The 17,124-nt window shown below is 57.5% G+C and carries 15 protein-coding genes and 3 pseudogenes; 6 read left to right on the top strand and 12 right to left on the bottom strand.

Translation table 11 applies throughout. From position 1 onward, the window contains the following. Nucleotides 1-15: 15 nt before the first annotated feature. Together RB548_RS22970 and RB548_RS22975 are read right to left on the bottom strand one after the other, a co-directional pair. The gene (locus tag RB548_RS22970) at nucleotides 16-222 is read right to left on the bottom strand and encodes a hypothetical protein (protein ID WP_331375621.1); all 207 of its coding nucleotides are present in this window, start codon (nucleotides 220-222) and stop codon (nucleotides 16-18) included. A gap of 374 nt (nucleotides 223-596) precedes the next feature. After that, entirely contained in the window at nucleotides 597-1,970 is a 1,374-nt protein-coding gene (locus RB548_RS22975) for an IS1182 family transposase (RefSeq protein WP_331375127.1), read from the bottom strand. A gap of 523 nt (nucleotides 1,971-2,493) precedes the next feature. Here RB548_RS22975 and RB548_RS22980 point away from each other — a divergent pair. Next, complete coding sequence (locus tag RB548_RS22980; protein ID WP_331375622.1) at nucleotides 2,494-2,955, top strand: transposase; 462 nt, start codon at nucleotides 2,494-2,496, stop codon at nucleotides 2,953-2,955. Between the two features lie 416 nt (nucleotides 2,956-3,371). Here the strand turns inward: RB548_RS22980 and RB548_RS22985 are convergent, their stop codons facing one another. Beyond that, entirely contained in the window at nucleotides 3,372-3,884 is a 513-nt protein-coding gene (locus RB548_RS22985; RefSeq protein ID WP_331375623.1) for a type II toxin-antitoxin system VapC family toxin, read from the bottom strand. A gap of 3 nt (nucleotides 3,885-3,887) precedes the next feature. Then, a complete protein-coding gene (locus RB548_RS22990) occupies nucleotides 3,888-6,374 on the bottom strand; it encodes an N-6 DNA methylase (protein ID WP_331375624.1) in 2,487 nt (828 codons plus the stop codon). Nucleotides 6,375-6,517: 143 nt separating this feature from the next. Between RB548_RS22990 and RB548_RS22995 the strand changes: the two genes are divergently transcribed. Then, a complete protein-coding gene (locus RB548_RS22995; protein ID WP_331375625.1) occupies nucleotides 6,518-7,198 on the top strand; it encodes a hypothetical protein in 681 nt (226 codons plus the stop codon). Nucleotides 7,199-7,436: 238 nt separating this feature from the next. After that, nucleotides 7,437-7,997, top strand: coding sequence for a transposase (locus RB548_RS23000; RefSeq protein ID WP_408642451.1), 561 nt, complete (start codon nucleotides 7,437-7,439; stop codon nucleotides 7,995-7,997). Between the two features lie 359 nt (nucleotides 7,998-8,356). Here RB548_RS23000 and RB548_RS23005 read toward each other — a convergent pair whose 3' ends face one another. Then, nucleotides 8,357-9,235 carry an aldose epimerase family protein gene (locus RB548_RS23005; RefSeq protein ID WP_331375626.1) on the bottom strand — a complete coding sequence of 293 codons (879 nt, stop codon included), beginning with the start codon at nucleotides 9,233-9,235 and terminating at the stop codon, nucleotides 8,357-8,359. A 111-nt stretch (nucleotides 9,236-9,346) separates the two neighbouring features. After that, nucleotides 9,347-9,564, bottom strand: a pseudogene (locus RB548_RS23010) (methyl-accepting chemotaxis protein); the annotation flags it as partial. Between RB548_RS23010 and RB548_RS23015 the strand changes: the two are divergent. Together RB548_RS23015 and RB548_RS23020 are read left to right on the top strand one after the other, a co-directional pair. Then, nucleotides 9,565-9,914 (top strand): annotated as a pseudogene (locus RB548_RS23015) (hypothetical protein); the annotation flags it as partial. A 1-nt stretch (nucleotide 9,915) separates the two neighbouring features. Then, nucleotides 9,916-10,500, top strand: a pseudogene (locus RB548_RS23020) (KUP/HAK/KT family potassium transporter); the annotation flags it as partial. Between the two features lie 206 nt (nucleotides 10,501-10,706). Here RB548_RS23020 and RB548_RS23025 read toward each other — a convergent pair. The 6 genes from RB548_RS23025 to RB548_RS23050 form a co-directional block, all read right to left on the bottom strand. Then, nucleotides 10,707-11,291 carry a plasmid pRiA4b ORF-3 family protein gene (locus tag RB548_RS23025; RefSeq protein ID WP_331372419.1) on the bottom strand — a complete coding sequence of 195 codons (585 nt, stop codon included), beginning with the start codon at nucleotides 11,289-11,291 and terminating at the stop codon, nucleotides 10,707-10,709. A gap of 2 nt (nucleotides 11,292-11,293) precedes the next feature. After that, a complete protein-coding gene (gene tnpC / locus RB548_RS23030) occupies nucleotides 11,294-12,946 on the bottom strand; it encodes an IS66 family transposase (RefSeq protein ID WP_331372418.1) in 1,653 nt (550 codons plus the stop codon). 78 nt (nucleotides 12,947-13,024) lie between these two features. Continuing rightward, nucleotides 13,025-13,372: an IS66 family insertion sequence element accessory protein TnpB gene (gene tnpB, locus RB548_RS23035; protein ID WP_041414013.1), complete on the bottom strand. Its 348-nt coding sequence runs from the start codon at nucleotides 13,370-13,372 to the stop codon at nucleotides 13,025-13,027. Then, a complete protein-coding gene (tnpA, locus tag RB548_RS23040; RefSeq protein WP_331372417.1) occupies nucleotides 13,369-13,707 on the bottom strand; it encodes an IS66-like element accessory protein TnpA in 339 nt (112 codons plus the stop codon). The genes tnpB and tnpA overlap by 4 nt, the downstream gene beginning before the upstream one ends. A gap of 429 nt (nucleotides 13,708-14,136) precedes the next feature. Then, nucleotides 14,137-14,994 carry a sterol desaturase family protein gene (locus RB548_RS23045; protein ID WP_331375627.1) on the bottom strand — a complete coding sequence of 286 codons (858 nt, stop codon included), beginning with the start codon at nucleotides 14,992-14,994 and terminating at the stop codon, nucleotides 14,137-14,139. Between the two features lie 493 nt (nucleotides 14,995-15,487). Next, nucleotides 15,488-15,763, bottom strand: a complete 276-nt coding sequence (locus RB548_RS23050; protein ID WP_331375628.1) for a hypothetical protein — start codon at nucleotides 15,761-15,763, stop codon at nucleotides 15,488-15,490. A 522-nt stretch (nucleotides 15,764-16,285) separates the two neighbouring features. Between RB548_RS23050 and RB548_RS23055 the strand changes: the two genes are divergently transcribed. Then, nucleotides 16,286-17,059 carry a helix-turn-helix transcriptional regulator gene (locus RB548_RS23055; RefSeq protein WP_331375629.1) on the top strand — a complete coding sequence of 258 codons (774 nt, stop codon included), beginning with the start codon at nucleotides 16,286-16,288 and terminating at the stop codon, nucleotides 17,057-17,059. Nucleotides 17,060-17,124 lie beyond the last annotated feature (65 nt).

Below are 17,124 nucleotides of genomic sequence, written 5' to 3' on the forward strand. Positions count from 1 at the left end.
TGGGTGCGTTGCGCCTCAGGACAGCCCCGCGACAATACTCAAGCCCAGGTCGTCGCGAATCCCTGCTTGATAAGCGTTGATCAGCTTTGCGGCGAGCGCTTCAGCCTCTTTAGACTTGCGTGACAAAGCTCGCCTTTCCAGCTCGTGTTGGAAGGCCCTTCCGATCAAATCCAACTCGTCAGGTCCAATCGGATCGAAACTCAATGTTTGACCTGAATTCATCTTTCCCCCCTTCCGCCACCTGATGCCACGGAAGACCTTTGTACCCTGTGTTCTGATTTGAAAAGATGCAGCTTCGCTAAATCTATCGAAGGTGAGCCGTCCTTACGGCCGGACCTTCCGTGTCGGCCCACTCCAGTGCCGCAATGGCGGAGCCGAACAGGAGAGCAGGGATAGCCAAGGCTCCCATGAACCTGAGGATTTGGAGCCGACGTGTGCGCTTTCCATCCCAATCGTAAGCCATTTGCTACGCCCTCAAAAGCTACTCGGAAACTGTACGTCAGGATAGAACCGATAGTGTTGAAGAAGTCAGGCTTGAAGGCGGTAGAGTAGCTCGCTCAGGACGTCGCGAATGAGGTCGACGCGACCTCCTCGGCCTAAGTGGCCGGGATTACCGTGCCCTGGGTGCAGATCTTGGCCAATTTCCTGAGGTTCTGGGCGATGGCGGCGAGATGGAACTCATCGCGGGCACCGCAGGGGCCTCGCAGTCGCAATCTATCGAGCCTCAGAATGCGTTTGAGGTGCGCGAAGAGCATCTCCACCTTCTTTCGCTGATAGCGTGACGTCTGGTATGCGTCGGTTTTGGCGATGTCGCGAGCCATGTCGCGCGCGCCCTCATAGATTGAGCGCGTTACCTTGCGCGCCGGCGCCTTCGGACAACAGCGAGGCTTAAGTGCGCAGGCGTCGCAATCATGCTTGCTCGCCCGATAACGTAGCGTGTTGTCCTTCCCCACACCGGACCGCGGTGTCGAGAATGGCCGACGGTAGTGCTGAAGAAGCTTACCACCTGGGCAGCGGTAGGTGTCGCTTGCATGGTCGTAGGCGAAGTCCTCACGCGAGAAGGTGCCGTCCTTGCGCTTGGACTTATCGAACACCGGGATATGCGGCTCGATCCCGCGCTCATGCACCAGCCAGTTCAGCATCTCGGCCGAGCCGTAGCCAGTGTCGGCAATCAGCCGTTCCGGCCACAGGCCGAATTCGTCGTGAGTACGCTCGATCATGGTCTTTGCGGCTGTCACCTCCGCCTGACGCACGGCAGTCGAGGCCTCCACGTCCACGATGATGGCGTGCTCTACATCGATCAGGTAGTTGGTGCAGTAGGCGTAGACAGCCGGGCCGCCCCAAGAGGCGGTCCAGCGTGCCGCTGGGTCGACCGGCGAGATGAACTTGGGCTCGACCGGCGTGGCGGCTCCGAAGGCGGCATCATCCAGGGTGGCGAGATACTCTACGACAGCCCGCTTGGCTTTGGGGTCGAGGTCCTCGGCTGTCTCGATCCCGCGCTGACGATGCGCGTCCGCCACGATCATGCTGGCATCTACGGCAAAGCCTTCGCCGCCGACGAGTCCTTCTCTCATGCAGCGTCGCACGACGGTCTCAAACAGCTCGCGCAGCAGATCGGCATCGCGGAAGCGGCCATGGCGCGTCTTTGAGAAAGTCGAATGGTCCGGCACATCGCCCTCGAGGCCAAGCCGGCAGAACCACCTATAGGCCAGGTTCAGGTGGACTTCCTCGCACAGCCGCCGCTCCGAGCGGATACCGAAGCAGTAGCCGACAATCAGCATGCGGATCAGCAGTTCAGGGTCAATCGAGGGACGGCCGATTGGGCTGTAGTACGGCGCCAGGTGCTGGCGGACACCGGAAAGGTCAACGAAGCGGTCGATGGCCCTGAGCAGGTGATCCGCTGGCACGTGCCGTTCCAGACTGAAGCCATAGAATAGCTCCTCCTGCATCACACTTTGCTCGCCCATCATCGACTCAATCTCCTTCCGATAAGAAGACTGAATCAGTGCTTTAGGACTGTTTCAAGCCTGACTTTTTCAACACTATCAACCAGAGAACGACCTTCCCGTCGAGTCTATTTTCAAGTATTACTTTTCAACGCATTTCATCGGCGGAATCTATACTGCGTGTCCAAGGGCGACGGTAGAAGACTAAAAGTAGAGATGGCCAATCAATTGATGCATGACGATCGCCTTGGCCGTGACAGCGGGCGTGATCTCTGGAAGGCAGTGCCCTGCGGCATGATACTGCGATACCGCTCGCGCTCGCGTCGAACCTGCTTCACTGGTACCGGTCGCACCATCGTCAATTGCGGAACAGTGGTAAGCAGGCGCCGTTGTTTCAGGTGAGAGCTGGGAGCCTTCATGCGCCGTCGATCCCCAGGCCAGGCACAAGCCCAACATCAACGATGCGTAAAGCAGGACTCTCACGGTTGTGTTGACTCTGCGGTGCACCCAGCCGAAAACAGGCGATGACTAAAGGAGGGAATTGCTGATGGCTGATGAGACTAACACGGGACCCATTGTTGCGACTATAGCGACGGACGCGGAACTGAAAGCACCAACCGCTAAGAAGCAGAGGTCGCCGCGGCCTCAAAAGGCGGCTTCCGAACCGGTGCAAGCTTCATCAAAGGCGTCGGCCGCTAAACCCAGGAGGTATAGCGAACAAGAGAAGAGCGAGAAGCTCAAGCTGATCGAGACGCAAGTCCAAGGCAACAGCACCCTCAAGGACGCTATCAAGAGCGCCGGCATATCGGAGCAAACCTACTATCATTGGAAAGGTGCTGCGAAGCCTATCGAGCAAAAGGACACTAAGGGCATCAAGCCCGTGCTGGCCGGCGATGAGTTGGCAGATCTTGTCCAGCTCGAAGAGGAAAACCAGAGGCTCCGCACACTACTGGCGGATAAGCTGCGAGCGGAAAATGCCGAACTGCGCAAGAGGCTCGGTCTGGACTAACCAGGACCGGGAATGCGCGGGGCGACAGTTTCTTCTGCGTCCTCCGTGTTACACTCATCAAATTACAGAGCCAAGCCTCTGAGATCATTGAGTCACGAGTCTCACAATTAACGGGTCTTCCTCAATTTGTGTGGTGATGGGGCCGGTTGAGTGACAGCGTGCGTGCCCTAAGGAGTTTGCGGCCTGCTCTGCCGTGCATTGCGCGCTTGATCATCTTCGATCGGGTTGACCTGACCCTCCGGCTGGCCGGTACTCCAGGACAATTCGATGGCGTTGCGGACGATCTGCGATGGCCGTGGGAAGATGCCTTGGCCGATGGTACGAAACCGTCGCTCGACGTGAGGATCTAGCGGATTGGATACAATCCAAGGCCACACCGGCGCGGGAAGAGAGCGCAGGAACGTTTCGAAGCCGAACTAAATGGCGCGCAACAGGCTAAGCGACAAGCGAGGTTCGGCCTCTTGAACCCTTAGGAAATCCGCATCGCATGTTACGATATGAAGATCACGCTCGAACCCCTGCGCACAAACCCAGAGATCGTTCTCGTTAATCCCGAGCCTGTTTCCCGTGGCGTGATCTATCCAGTCCTGGAGGTGTGCAGGCGGCTTGTTTTTGCTCGATTTGGGCATGAATCTGCCAACCATCGCGGCTTTAAGGTCTCCATAAACCATCGCGACCTGCGTGTTGACTGTCAGGAGCGGGCGTGACTGTGCCGCCGAGAGAACTTGTGTGGAGTGGACCGGTGTGCGTCCGTGAATGCGCTGCACCGTGGCGACACCGGTACGAATTTCACCGATGCTCACCGCAGACACAAACTGCAGATCGTTCGCACTCATGCCTCCGACTGCTTTGGTGGCTGCCCCGTGAAGCACGTGGTTGGGGTCGACAAGCGCAATAAGAACGGATGTATCGAGCAGGTAACCGGTCATGGTTCAGCGCAAGTACCGACGGACGACATCCGCTTCATTTTTTGACAATGCGGTAAAAGTTCGCGAGACCCAGTTTCCAGTGAATTGTTCCCGCCCACCTGCAAGCATTTCGGAAAGGGAAAGCCCGGGCGCCATGTCAAGGTTGCCCCATCCCTCCCAGGCGTGTGCGACGGGTCTTCTATTCTGATCAAAGAATCTCAGAAGCTCGCGCTCCAACCGGACAGGAAGTTCGTACGCCGATAGGACCGCCGCATCAATCTTTACCAGGGTCTTTTGCAGGACGTCCTCCCGGTCGGAAAGGGCGTCTGCCGTCCCGAGAACCCGCAGATAGGTCTGAACTAGACCCGCCACCTCTTCAGAGAGAAGATAGGGAAGGGGAAGATTGGCAAGTGTACCAAGCCTGAACCGCTGATCGGACGTAAATACGGTCGAAAAAGCGTTGGCTATCGGGCCGTTCAGGACCGCCATCAGCGCCAGCATTTCAGTCTGACTGATTCCTTCCTTGGGCCACCCAGCGATGAACTGCTGAGAGCAGATCAGGCCAGTGTCGTCGAAGCTCGCAGCCAGCCTCCAGGAATATCGACTGAGCCTGACTGCATTCAGGATAAGCTTTGGATCGTCCCAAGCAAATTTCAGGCCCCCGCCCCTGATCGAGTCGGTGCGGCAATCGAGCCAAACAGCCCTTGGAGATTGGTACTGGAGATGCCCGTTGACCCCGTGCAGTCCGCGCCTGTAGGCGGGCTTTGGGTCAGGGCTCCACGCGTCCGATTGATCACCTTGCCATTCAATTCCCCTATGGAGCTCCAGCTTCTCGCCAAGCGTCGGTCGATCGGCAAGATAGTCCCAGACTTCGTTCAGAGCAGGAATCCAAAGATTTCCGGTCGGCTTATCAGTGACCCATCTCGTCACCGACCGGCTGCGCGTTATTAATCCTCCTTGCAAGAAGGACAGCCGGTCTCTCAGCGTCACCTCACTGGAACGGATCGTGATGATGGGCTCGTCTTCAGCCGAACGCAGATCTCGAGCAATCAAAAGCGAAGCTGCCGTTCGGGACGCAGAAAAAACGTCGTCGGGGATCTCCACGATCTCCACCGAGGCGTAGGTTCTTTCAAGCAGCGCACGCACCTCGCGGTAGCGCTTTTCCATGATGAAGGTCGCCGGGAGCACAAAACCGATGCCAGCAGCTTGTGCCGAAATGACTTCATGGAGAACGGCGACCGGCTTGGAAATGCTGTGTTGCGCAATAGGGCCATCCCGCTCGTCCAATTCGAAATCCTCGAACGGCGGATTGCAGATAACAAATGTCTGAGGCGTTATCCGTTCGCGAAGTCTTCCGCTGCTGAACAGGTCAGCCTGTTGAATATCCCAGCCGTTGTGGTTTGGATAGTCGGCAAGAATCAAGGAGAGTTTCGCAACCTCGCAAGCAAACTCGTCGATTTCGTCGCCCGACAACCGTTCTGTCAGGAATGCATGGCGCTCGGCGTCACTCCATTCTAGGGGAAGCGCCGCACTTAATTGGCGAAGCGCAGCGACAAGCAAAACCCCGGCGCCTGTGAAGGGCTCGTAGACACGAGTGCCAACGGGATCCCTCCAAAGCTCCAGGCGACGAACGACGTGTTCAGCCATCTGCCGCGGGGTGCTGTGCGTGCCAAGCTGAGCGCGCACCTCGGACGTCACGAATGTATTTTCGTAGACGAAGGCAAGATCGTCGGCCGAAATGTTACGAAAGTTTATGCCGCTTCGAATGCCTTGCCACACCGTTTGGAGGCGACTGCGATCGGCGGGTGACGGCTTCAGCGAGCCCAGGCCGTAGTAGCGGTCGATGCCGCGCAGGACATCGTCGACGTCGCCACCGGTCCAAGCGGCCGCCGATTCGTGATCTCGATCTGCAAGGATCTTGGCTGCGAGAAAGCGAAACGTTGCTTGGAAGAGCAGCCGTGCGTCCATAGCCGGACGACCACGGCTGTCGATGACCGCGGCCAAGGTTTCGCGCAGCAAAATGTCGAGCTTGAGATGGACCTCACCTTCGATGGCGATCAAAAGCCCAATATCGACAAAATCGAACTGACGATTCTGCAGCGGCTCGGAAGAGATGGCCTTGGCTCGATGGATAGCTTTCGGGTTCCAGTGTTCCGCATGGCGCTGGAACAGCGAATGCAGCTCGTTTGCCGGCGTTACTGCTAGCTGCTCGGGGGCCTCGTCGGCATGCATCCGCCAAAGTTCGACGGTATCGCCGGCGATTGCGAAGATCATCGGCGCTCCGAGCGCCCGGAGTCGTTTCAAATTCGATGGTTTTCCAGCGCCATCGACAACACCGAACGCCGCCGTCCGGTACGATGGCGGCGTCTGCGTGAATGCTGCTAGGCCGACCTGCCGCGTTTCACCCGTGGGCGAGAGCACGTCCGCAAAGCTATAATCAGAAAGCAGTGCATCGGAAGTGTAGCCGATCGCCGATAGTTCGGCGGCGACCGAAGCTATGGTCGCCTTCATATTCTGTCACTCCGAGACCGACGCACGCTCACCTCGATGGGAGGAAAGGCAATGCTCTGCTGAGCGTCATCGGGAGCTACTTCGAGCAGTGCCTCCCGAACAGATGCGACGATCGGGCTCATCGGAAGGACAATCGCGGGCTTGTGCAGATCACCGTCCTGATACCGTTCGATGAACCGGGCGGTGCCCTCAAGTGGGCGCACCATCAGATAACCCTCGGACAGCCGGATCCACTCTGGACTGGCACAGATTTCAAAAATGTCCCGTTCGGCACGCTTCAGCGAGCCAACATTGAGCCCCAGGTCGGCAACGAGCGTACGGATTACTGCGAGGCCGAGCAGTTGGCCAGGGCGGAAAACTGGGGCGTGGCCCTTCAGTCCGTCCAAGGACGACAACGCGGCGCGCCAGTGCCGCAGCGTTTCCTGAGTGACGCCGACGACCTGACGGACCTGGCTTGGTGTATATCGCATTTGACGCTGCTCATTTTGTTGTCCGCAACAAGATATCAGAAGGCTTCGCGCCTATCCAGTCGTTGTGGGTCTCTAAAAACCATTTCCAGTTGTCGAGAGTTGTCGGCATCGTATGAGCAAATGGCCGTCCTGAACGTCACACTTGCCTTGGACGATCCGCAGACCGAATTTTCGGAAAGGGTCGGGAAGGGGGTGGCGCATCTCGTGTTCTGCGTCCAGCCGCCGTCTCTACTTGTCCGGCTGTTCCGGCCGAAAATGCGCATCACGTTCTATCCGCGTGATTTCGGTTGCCTCCAGCTTTGCTCGCTCTGCAAGCTTCTCGATCGACAGGCCTCGAAGCCCGCGCATAGGTAAGACACTTCATCCGTCTTGGTCATGCTGGCCAGCTGGTTTTTTAAGCTGTTTTGATAGATAGGAGAAATTGCAACGCCGCTTGCGCCACTTGGCGACAGTCTTCTGATTGATCCCGTAGCGTTTCGAAAGCGTCCTCAGGCTCTCTTGATGGGGTGGACGGCGCCCGCAACGGCATCATCCTCGTGAGAGGCGTGCCAAGATGGCTGCTGTCGAGCACTCATCTGAAGGAGCACCGTCCATGGATAAGATTACCACCGATCTCCATGCTGTAGCCACTGTCGGCCTTCACCTGGCCAAGTATGTCTTCCAGGTGCATGCGGTCGACGCTGTCGGCCGTGTCGTCATATCTCGTGCACTGAGGCGGAAAGATATGATGGCCTTCTTCGAGCGCCTGCCGTCGTGCCTGATCGGCGGTCCCATCACTGCCTCTGCGCTTACCGCGAGCGTCCAGGATATCTCCGCTTTCTCAGGCCCGCGTGAGTTCGCCGCCTTTCTCGGGCTCACGCCACGGCAGAACTCGTCAGGCGGCAAGGAGCGGTTGGGGCGCGTCTCCAGGATGGGCAACCGATACTTGCGCAAGTTGCTCGTTGTCGGCGCGCACGCTGTCCTCTTCCATCGCAGGCGGTGTAGCGATGCCTTGAGGAACTGGGCTGATCGCCTGATGGAGACCAAACCCTTCAAGCTCGTCGCTGTGGCGACCGCCAACAAACTCGCTCGCATCGTCTTCGCGCTCATGCGCGACGAGGCACACTATGCCGGCAGACCGCGGCCTAACAGCAGCAGCAGCAGCAGCGGTTGAGGCCGCGGACCGGAATCGAGGGTGACAGCGACGTGATGGGAGCAGACAAGGACAGATCCCGAAAGCCTGCAGCATAGTCGGAGCTTCGAGCTCGTTCTCTTGATCAGGCCAAAGGATCAACGGACACCACCAGGCCAGCAGTCAGTGTACCGCGACAATAGGCCGGAGACATGACCGCACCCGCGACTATCCCATCGTCGAAAATAAACCCTTGATCCGCGGGCGCCGTCCAGACATGACTATGCTGTATCGCTCGACGGAGCCTCTGTCGTCGTGGCGCTCCCATGCAGAACCTGGCCCATATCGCATCTTTTGATTCGGAAGACAAGGATGCCCCATCAAAGCCTAGGATCAAACAATTAGTCTTCATGCTGTGAAAACTCAAATCGTACTTGGAATTGTTGCTCTTTTCCTGGGGCGAGATTGATATTATATTCCCGCTCGTCAAATGGAATGCGTCTGTCCTCTATGTCACCGTGGCCCGTACATGGTTCTAACGCCAGAAAGTCCTGCTGTGGAAGAGACCACACAACCCAGTGACGTGCATCTGGCGCATCAATTCCAATTGTGACCTTCTCTCCAACAAGCGACAGCCTTTTACTATTCGCATTCAAAAAACAAAGCGCTTCATTTTGGAAAAGGCTTTCATTTAGATGAAGGCAACGTCCGTGGAATGAGATTTTCCGTTGATTACCTTGAATTAGGCCTTGGGAAGATATGCACGGGACGAGAGGGGATTCCGATTTCTCGAATTGCAGCCGCCAGCTATCTTTGCGCGGAGACAGTAACGGCCATCTAAATCCGGGATGTATTCCGATGGAATAAGGCAAGAATGCACGATCGGACGTGTTTTTTACGGAAATCCCAATGTGCAATTGCATGTCTACAATTTTATACTTAATTCTGAAACGGAAATAAAATGGAAACATTGTTTTTGTGAATTCATCGTCAGATGCTTCTAATGTCACCTCAGATTCTGAGTTGGAAACCAAGGCAAATTCCTGCATGCTGATAAAGCCGTGAACAGGCATCGGATAATATTGCCCTTTTATTTCGACACGTGAAGACTCACTCCATCCGCATGACGGGAACATCAGGGGACAGGTTTGGTTCCAACCTGGGGAGTCTCGCGGCCAAAGGAGGTCGCTTGCACCGACCTGCCACCCGATTAGCTCCGCTCCTTTTCGGTTGACAACTGCCCGTGCAATACCAGAACGAATAACGACAGCATCATCCATGAATGTTGTTACCTTAGATACCTTAGAACCTTTAGAACCGGCAGCTAGGCGGTCTTTGCCCTCTGCAATCGTCGCGCGACCAGATTAAACTACTGTTTTTCGGCCGTTGAGGACCAGCTCCACACCATTCTGTTCTTCCGCAGATAATTGCAAGATCATGCCCTTGATCTCTCTTGCAGCACCGGCCGAGCGTTGGGCCAATTCACGAACCTCCTGAGCGACAACCGCAAAGCGCTTCCCGTCTCGCCGGCACGTGGTGCCTCTACGCCCGCATTGAGCGCGAGAAGGGTGGTTTGAAAGGCGATTTCATCAATGACTCCGATGATATTGACGCCGCACTGATTGCGTATCGGACCCGCGCCGTTTCGCCTGAGGACGAGATCTGCACCTTGGTGATTTTGCGGCGCGGCGCGCCGGCTTCGGCGAGCATCTGCTCTCCCAGCTGAACGGCAGCAAACATCTCATCATCGGCAATAACGATCCGCGCAAAACCACCGGCGCATACGGCTGGTCCAGCGTTCAGCATAATGCTGAACTGACGCTAGCCGGACATTTTCTCATCCTCCGCCACTATCCATTTCGCACGTGGAACCAGATGGGGAAAAAATCGATCAATCTCCGTGGTCATTCGCATGGACGGCTGAAACCGATGCCGCGACAGTTCGATGTCGGCGTCGACCATCTCCGTAGCCATCATGGTGCTATTGCTTGCAGTGCAGTCCTGCGGCACAGGCGCTGTCTCCAGCTTTTTCGGCCCAATTACGCTCGCGTGGTTTCTGGTGATGGAAGCGGCCGGTGTCGTCCATATCGGTGGTGACTTGACCATCCTCGCTTCTTTCAATCCTGTTTACGCTGTTACCTTCTTGTGGAATGCCGGGCCCAATGGCTTCGTCGTGCCCGGCGCCACCTTCCTCGCGGTGACCGGCGCCGAGGCGCTTTATGTGGATCTCGGTCACTTGGAGCGCCAGCCGATCCAGGCGGCCTGCTTTGCAATCGTATTTGCGGCGCCGACCTTGAACTATCTCGGACAGGGCGCGATGGTGCTGTCGCATCCCGGTGCCATTTCGGATCCGTTTTTCTTGACGTTCTCGAAATGGGCCCTGTTGCCGATGGTGATCCTTGCTACTGCCGCAACAATCATCGCCAGTCAGTCAGTCATCGCCGGAGCGTTTTCACTCTTCCGGCAAGCGATCCACCTTGGATTCCTGCCAAGATTCGAGATCTGTTACACCTCGGAAACACAAACGGGACAGATCTATCTGCCGTTACACTCCTCACCGGCGTCCTTGTGCTCAATGTTTGTGTTCAGATCATCGGCGGCATGGTGATCGATACAGTTCTCGCTTTCGCACTCCTCCGATATCTGTCGAACTGGCCCGTCTTCGCGGCAACTGTATTCCTGCTTCCTCTGTTCTTGCTCGAACTGGGTTTCTCGGTAAGCATCCGGCAAAGACCGCAGGCTGAAGGACTTTCAGATTTTTCGGCGTGATTTGCGGGCCCACTTTGCCGCCAGATCATCGACGGCTTTGTTGAGCTCGGCGAAGTTGCCCTGGTCCGGATCGTATTCGTTGCTGCCCCACCATTCGACGAGCTCGGCGTGCCGCTCGTGGGTCGGATCGGCGAGAGCCTCGCGGAACTCCTGATAGCCCCATGGCCCGCCGATGTCCTCGGGAGGGCAACGTCCGGCTGCTTCGAGAAGCATTGGCTCCGCAGGGCCGATGACGGGGAACGTGCGCTCGATCTTGATGCTGTGCGTCCAGCCGTCGCCGAAGTCGTAAAGGTACTTGAACGATTTCGCGCCGATGTCTTCGACTGCCGCCAGCAGCGAGATCTTGCGCGCATCGAGCGGGCCATCTCCCCAGTCCTGATCAGGCAGACCAAAGCCGACGTCGCGGATGCGGAATTCGTAAAGGTGGCTGTTGCTCCAGCCCATCGCCGCCTGCAGCACCTCATGAAGGCGATGGAGCTTGATGCGGAACGGCACCACAACGCGCCGCATCACCGTCGGTTCGACGTGGTCGAGGGTGATCTTCAGGCGGACCAGAGAAGCCGGCATCTTCAGGCTGCCAGCTTGTGCGCCACTGGCGACGCGCTCTTCCAGTTCCAGGGCAGGAGCTCATCGAGCCGATGCGCGGGATAACCGGCAATGCGGTGAAGCACGTCGGCGAGCCAGGCTTGCGGATCGACGTCGTTCATCTTGGCCGAGACAATCAAGCTGTACATAGCGGCGGCGCGCTGGCCACCGCGGTCCGATCCGGCGAACAACCAGGATTTCCTGCCCAAGGCTATGCCGCGCAGGGCGCGTTCGGCGGCATTGTTCGACAGACAGACACGCCCGTCGTCGAGGAAGAGGGTGAAGGCAGGCCAGCGTTTCAGCAGGTAATCGAAGGCCTTGGCGAGATCATCGTTGCGAGACAGCTTGGCACGCTGAGCCTTCATCCATGCTTCCAGCTCGAGGACCAGAGGCAGGCTCCGATCCTGACGAGCGGCCTTGCGGAGCTCCACGCTCTGACCGTTGATCTCGCGCTCGATGTCGAACAGGGCATCGATCCGCTCCACCATTTCCAGCGCGATCGGCGAGATGACGGCCGCCTTCTTGCCCTGCGCTTTTCGGCGCGCATTCGCCTCGACGTCGGCCATCGCAAAAAAGGGCCGCCTCGCATGGACCCAGCAGGCTGCTTCCGTTATCGGGCCTGGCCGTCGATCCGGAAGATAGAGTTTGGTGTAGCCGGTATAGGCGTCCGCCTGCAGAATGCCGCTATAGCCGGCAAGATGCGCCTGCGGGTGCTCGCCCGCGCGATCACGGGAATAGTAGAACATCGCCGACGGTGCGGCTGTGCCGCCGAACGGTCGATCGTCGCGGACATAGACCCAACTTCGGGCGATATCGGTCTTTCCTGCCGCCAGAACCGGGACCGTCGTGTCGTCGCCGTGCAATCGATCTGCCCCAAACGTATGGGCCTCGATCCGTTTGATGATCGGATCGAGTACGGCACAGCATGCGCCGATGCTATCGGCCACCGTCGACAGGCTGAGGGAAACGCCTTCGCGTTCGAAGCGCTCGACCTGACGATTGAGCGGCAGATGCTGGCCGAACTTGTCGAACAGGATCATCGCCAGGAGATTGGGGCCGGCCCATCCGCGCGGGATGGCATGGAAAGGGGCCGGAGCTTGGCTGATCTTCTCGCAATCGCGGCAGGTGAACTTCTCGCGCACCGTCTGGATCACTTTCCATTGGCGCGGAATGACCTCGAGGGTCTCGGTGATGTCCTCACCCAGCTTGCGCAGTCGGTCGCCGCCACAGCATTGGCAGCTCACGGGACCGGGCACGACGACGCGTTCGCGCGGAAGATGATCGGGGAAAGACTTCTTCGCCGGCCGGCTGCGGGTAAAGCCGGCGACATTGACGGTGGCCGCGACCGCCATTTCGGCCGCGAGTTCGTCCTCGGTCACCGCCATCTCCAACTCTGCCAGTTGGAACTCCATCTGATCGATCAGCCGGGCGCGACGCTCTGCCTTCGGGCCATAGAGCTGCCGCTCGAGCTTTTCGATGCGCAGCTTCTGCCGGGCAATGACGGCAAGATCCTCCGACGCCTTGGCCTTGGCAACGGCAAGTTCAGCCTCGATCTGTGCGCCCTTGGCGCGTACCGCGATGAGCTCTGCCCGCAGGGCGGCAACATCGTCGGGAAGCAAATCAGGGCTGTTTTCCATGCCCGAAGTGAATCACAGAAGTCCTGATTTGCCTAGTGTTTCAAAGGACTTGCCCCGGAATATTCGCGTTCGGGCGGCTCACCCGGCACTCGTCGGCCGCCATGTCTGCTGCGGATTTCGCCAATCAATCCCCTCCAGCAGATAGGACATCTGACCGGCGGTCAGCGCGATTGCGCCACTCTCCGTCGCCGGCCAGATGAAGCGGCCGCGCTCGAGCCGTTTCGCATACAACGATAGGCCGATCCCATCATGCCAAAGGGCTTTTATCAGTCGGCCGCTACGACCGCGAAAGACGAAGACGTCGCCCTTAAACGGATCGCGACCGAGGCCCTCCTGCACCAGCAGAGCCAGACCCTGCATGCCCTTGCGCATGTCGCAGTGACCGCTCGCGATCCACACCCGCACCCCGGAACTGATCGGGATCATTTGAGCGCCCGCATGATCGCGGCTGCCAGGTCGCATGGCGCTGCTGAGCCAATTCTCACCTTGACGCCGTTCGGGAAGTCCACCGCCATGGCCAATTCGACTGCGTCACTGCTGGCAGAGTCAACGAGCTTTGCCGGCACAAAGGCGGGCTCGGCCTCTTGGACCAAAGCCTGCCGCCGCCATGTGTAAATCAGGCCGGTCGAAACCTCGAAGCGGCGTGCAACTTCGGAAACAACCGCGCCTGGGGCGAAAGCCTCTGCCAGTATCTGCGCGCGATCTTCCAACGACCACCGCCGCCGCCGCTCTGGTCCGGTCAGCAAAACTGCATGTCCCATGAATTGCTCAGTGCGCTCTTAAGTCCACTCTTAAGAGCGCAGACTCACGGGATAAGCGGAACTTCGCAAGGCGGTCCCCGCCGGAGGGATACGTTTCTCGGCACCAATTTGTTTAAGCTCCACCATGGGGGCTGCGTTCGGTCAGGAGAACGGACTATATGGCTGTGTCAGTCCTATGGTCTCTGAAACTGCGGCGACCAGCCGCGCGAAATGTGACACGCCTAACAGGATCTTTAAGGTCCTGATAACGTCGGCCGCGTCGACAAGGGCGGCCCTGACCTTTTCCGCGCTATGGGCGGGCAACTGGCACGACCTGATGCTATTCCAACGCGCAGGCTTGTCCGGCGTTTGTGGAAACTGCTCCTTATGGAGTGCTTGTTTTGATGGTTTTGCGACCCAATCAGATTCGAAGTGTAAATCTCCGCTCGTTCAATCCCCAGCCTCTACACCAGTTCCGACTTTACCTCTATGCCAACGACGTCGATCGAATGGGAACATAATGTAATCGCGCACGGTAAGCGGCTCGGGCTGGTTTCGGAGGCCGACGTCCGGCCACTCATTCTTTTTTGGCCAATATGCCGTTAGAAAAACCGTGTCCCAGATGGTTGTAAAGAACCCATAGTTTCGGTGCCGGTGATGCGGTTCCATCGAGTGGTGAATGCGGTGGAACTTATTGTCGCCAATGATATATCGAAGCGGCCCAAGATTGATGCGGGTGCTAGAGTGTGAGAGATGGCCCTGAAAGGTAATCAGTGTCATGGCAACAACGGGCACTACGCCAGATTCGAAGTGGATCAGCGCGAGTGGCAGTGCTACTAACGCTGCGTAAATGAGGGGCTCGGAAACGTGATGATTGCAATTCCATGCCGTCAATTCGCGGATCGAGTGGTGAGTAGCGTGCAGGCGCCAGAGGAATGGAACAGCATGCTGAGCGCGGTGCATCCAGTAGTAAAAGAAGTCGCCGGCAATCGCCACTAAAACCCCTGAAAGGACGGCCAATCCATTATTAATGATTGCGTTGTCAGAGTGAAGCAACATACCGAAATTAATCGTTACGAGCGGCTTTATCCCTAACCAGCCCAAACCCACAGCGAAGAGGTGCCAGATCAACGCACCCCATCCGAGGCGAATAATCCAATTCCTCACGCCGCGCACGTATGAGGCAAAACTGTATCGATAAGCCGGAAAGGTTAGCTCCAGCGCGGCGCAAAAGGTGGCGAAGATCACAACCAGCTCAAGCGCTTTCACGAAGGACTGGATCATCTGATTAACATCGAGAACGTGCATTTGGTTGCTCCGGCGAATCGTTAAAATGCGCCAACCTCAGGTCGGAGTGACTCTCATTACCGCGGTCGTCTTCGTCACGGGGGCGGGTCCAGTAGTTATGAATCTGCAGCGCGCCCGACAAATTCGGGTCGGCATCCGGATCGATATCCACGCAGAAAGCGCGAATTGCATATAGCCACGTCTTGCAAATTTCCTTTTCACTGCGCATCCAAACGGTGATCCTTCCGCCAGCACCGCGTGGACGTGCTATGCGGCATTCTCGCAAATTGGTAAAATTGATTGTTTGGATAAGACCAATCCATGCCACAAATGGGTGGAGGAGTCCGGTAGACGAGGTGGCTTGCGCGAGGCGACCGACTATGCCTCAGTGTGTTGAGGCGGCGACCTCCAATGGCAGCAGAGCCTTGTAATAGCCACCAGTGTAGCGAACGGACGTGCCCTGAGCTGATCGCGCCTTCGACGAGCGTTCGGACCTCCTGGCCAGACGCGCTGGTTAGTTGCTTGATCGTCTCGCCAAACTTGAGGGTGAACGGCTCGCCATGACGGGCGCTGCGTGCTCCAGGCCGACCGCCGCAACTTCTACGACCGCATCGAACTTCTCATTTCCCTCGCGAATCCTCAAAGCCGTCCACGTGATCGCCACCTGCTGCGTCTTGTGATCGCGGTGGAGCGCGATCCGCTCCGCGAGCATGTCTTCGCCGGCAATCACCGAAATTCGATAATCGGTGCCGGCGGTGGCGAGATCTTCGGGGTCGCTGGACCAGGGCATGGTCAGTTGCGCGCGATCCTGACTCACGACCCTGTAGTTTGGCGCGGATGCCGTCTGTCTCCTTTCAAGGCCAGAGATAAACAGTCGACTTCCCGAAAAGCGGCAATCATCGGCCGGTCTACCGATCGCCTAAAATAGGGTCGAATTTACCCGTTGCCGCAGGTCTCAGCCCAGCGCTCGGACCTGTTTGACTTGCCTACCAAAGAAGCATCGCTCCTCAGGCACTTTACCCCCGGGCGGCGACGATCTGAGCTAGTCCATTTTGAGTAGAAATGAACGGCGAGATAACTATCGGGACTAAGCGATAATGACATTGGCGCTTGATGGTTGTATCGGTAAACATAATTAGAGCCAAGTATTTAGCGACGGCGTTATCTGAACGTACTTAATTTAATATCCATAAATTTTTGAACGCTTACTAGAATACTATCGCAATATTTTGCAATGGTCTCAGGCGAAGTTTAACGCACTCAGGTAGAAACTCAGAATCCGAAAGATATAGCGAATACGAAGGAGGCATAAATGTATCGCACGAGTTCGCCCCTGAGCAATTTTGCAGATAACGACAAGGTATTGCCGAAGAAAAGCAAGATTGTAGTGCTCGCTAAGACCGACCTGTTCGCCGAATGTCTGACGCAGGCGATCAGCGCGCGTTTTCAAGATCGGGACGTCGTAAGCCTTTCCAGCGCCGAGCGTCTCCTGGATGGCAAACTTATCAACGTAAGCCTGATCATGCTCTACGGTCTGCCGGTGGCAGCATTTCCATCGATCATGAGGATGATCCACGAGTTCCATCCGAAGGCCGGTGTCGCCCTGATGGTGCAGGATGCGGACGAGCTCGACTCGTCGATCGCGGGATTTGTCGACGAAGGGTTGGTTCACGGCGTACTGCCCCTGAATCTCAATCTCGACGTATGCCTTACCGCTATCGATCTCTTGATGAAGGGCGGCGAGCATTTTCCCGCCGCGTTGCTTCGCCGCCTGGCGCCGAGAGCGCTCTCAGGCGGTGGCCTTGTCGAGCAAAAACAGGCGTCTTCGGAAGCCGTCGATCTGGAACGCAAGACCGACTTTGGCCAAGGCCTCCTGACGGTGCGCGAGATCCAGATTCTCGATCTCATCTGCATGGGCACGCAGAACAAGATCATCGCCGATCGTCTCGGGCTTTCCGAAAACACCGTCAAGGTGCATGTCCGCAACATCTACAGGAAGATGGACGTGCGCAACCGGACGGAGGCGGCGTCGCGCTACTTCCGGAGCGACGCTGATCTGGCCTCACTCCGCGCACCATCACGCTGACGGAACTGACCGAAGTGTCGGCTTGATTGTCGTGGCGCCGCGCGCCTTATCAGTCGGCCGTGAAC

Source organism: Sinorhizobium chiapasense (assembly GCF_036488675.1).
Classification (GTDB): domain Bacteria; phylum Pseudomonadota; class Alphaproteobacteria; order Rhizobiales; family Rhizobiaceae; genus Sinorhizobium; species Sinorhizobium chiapasense.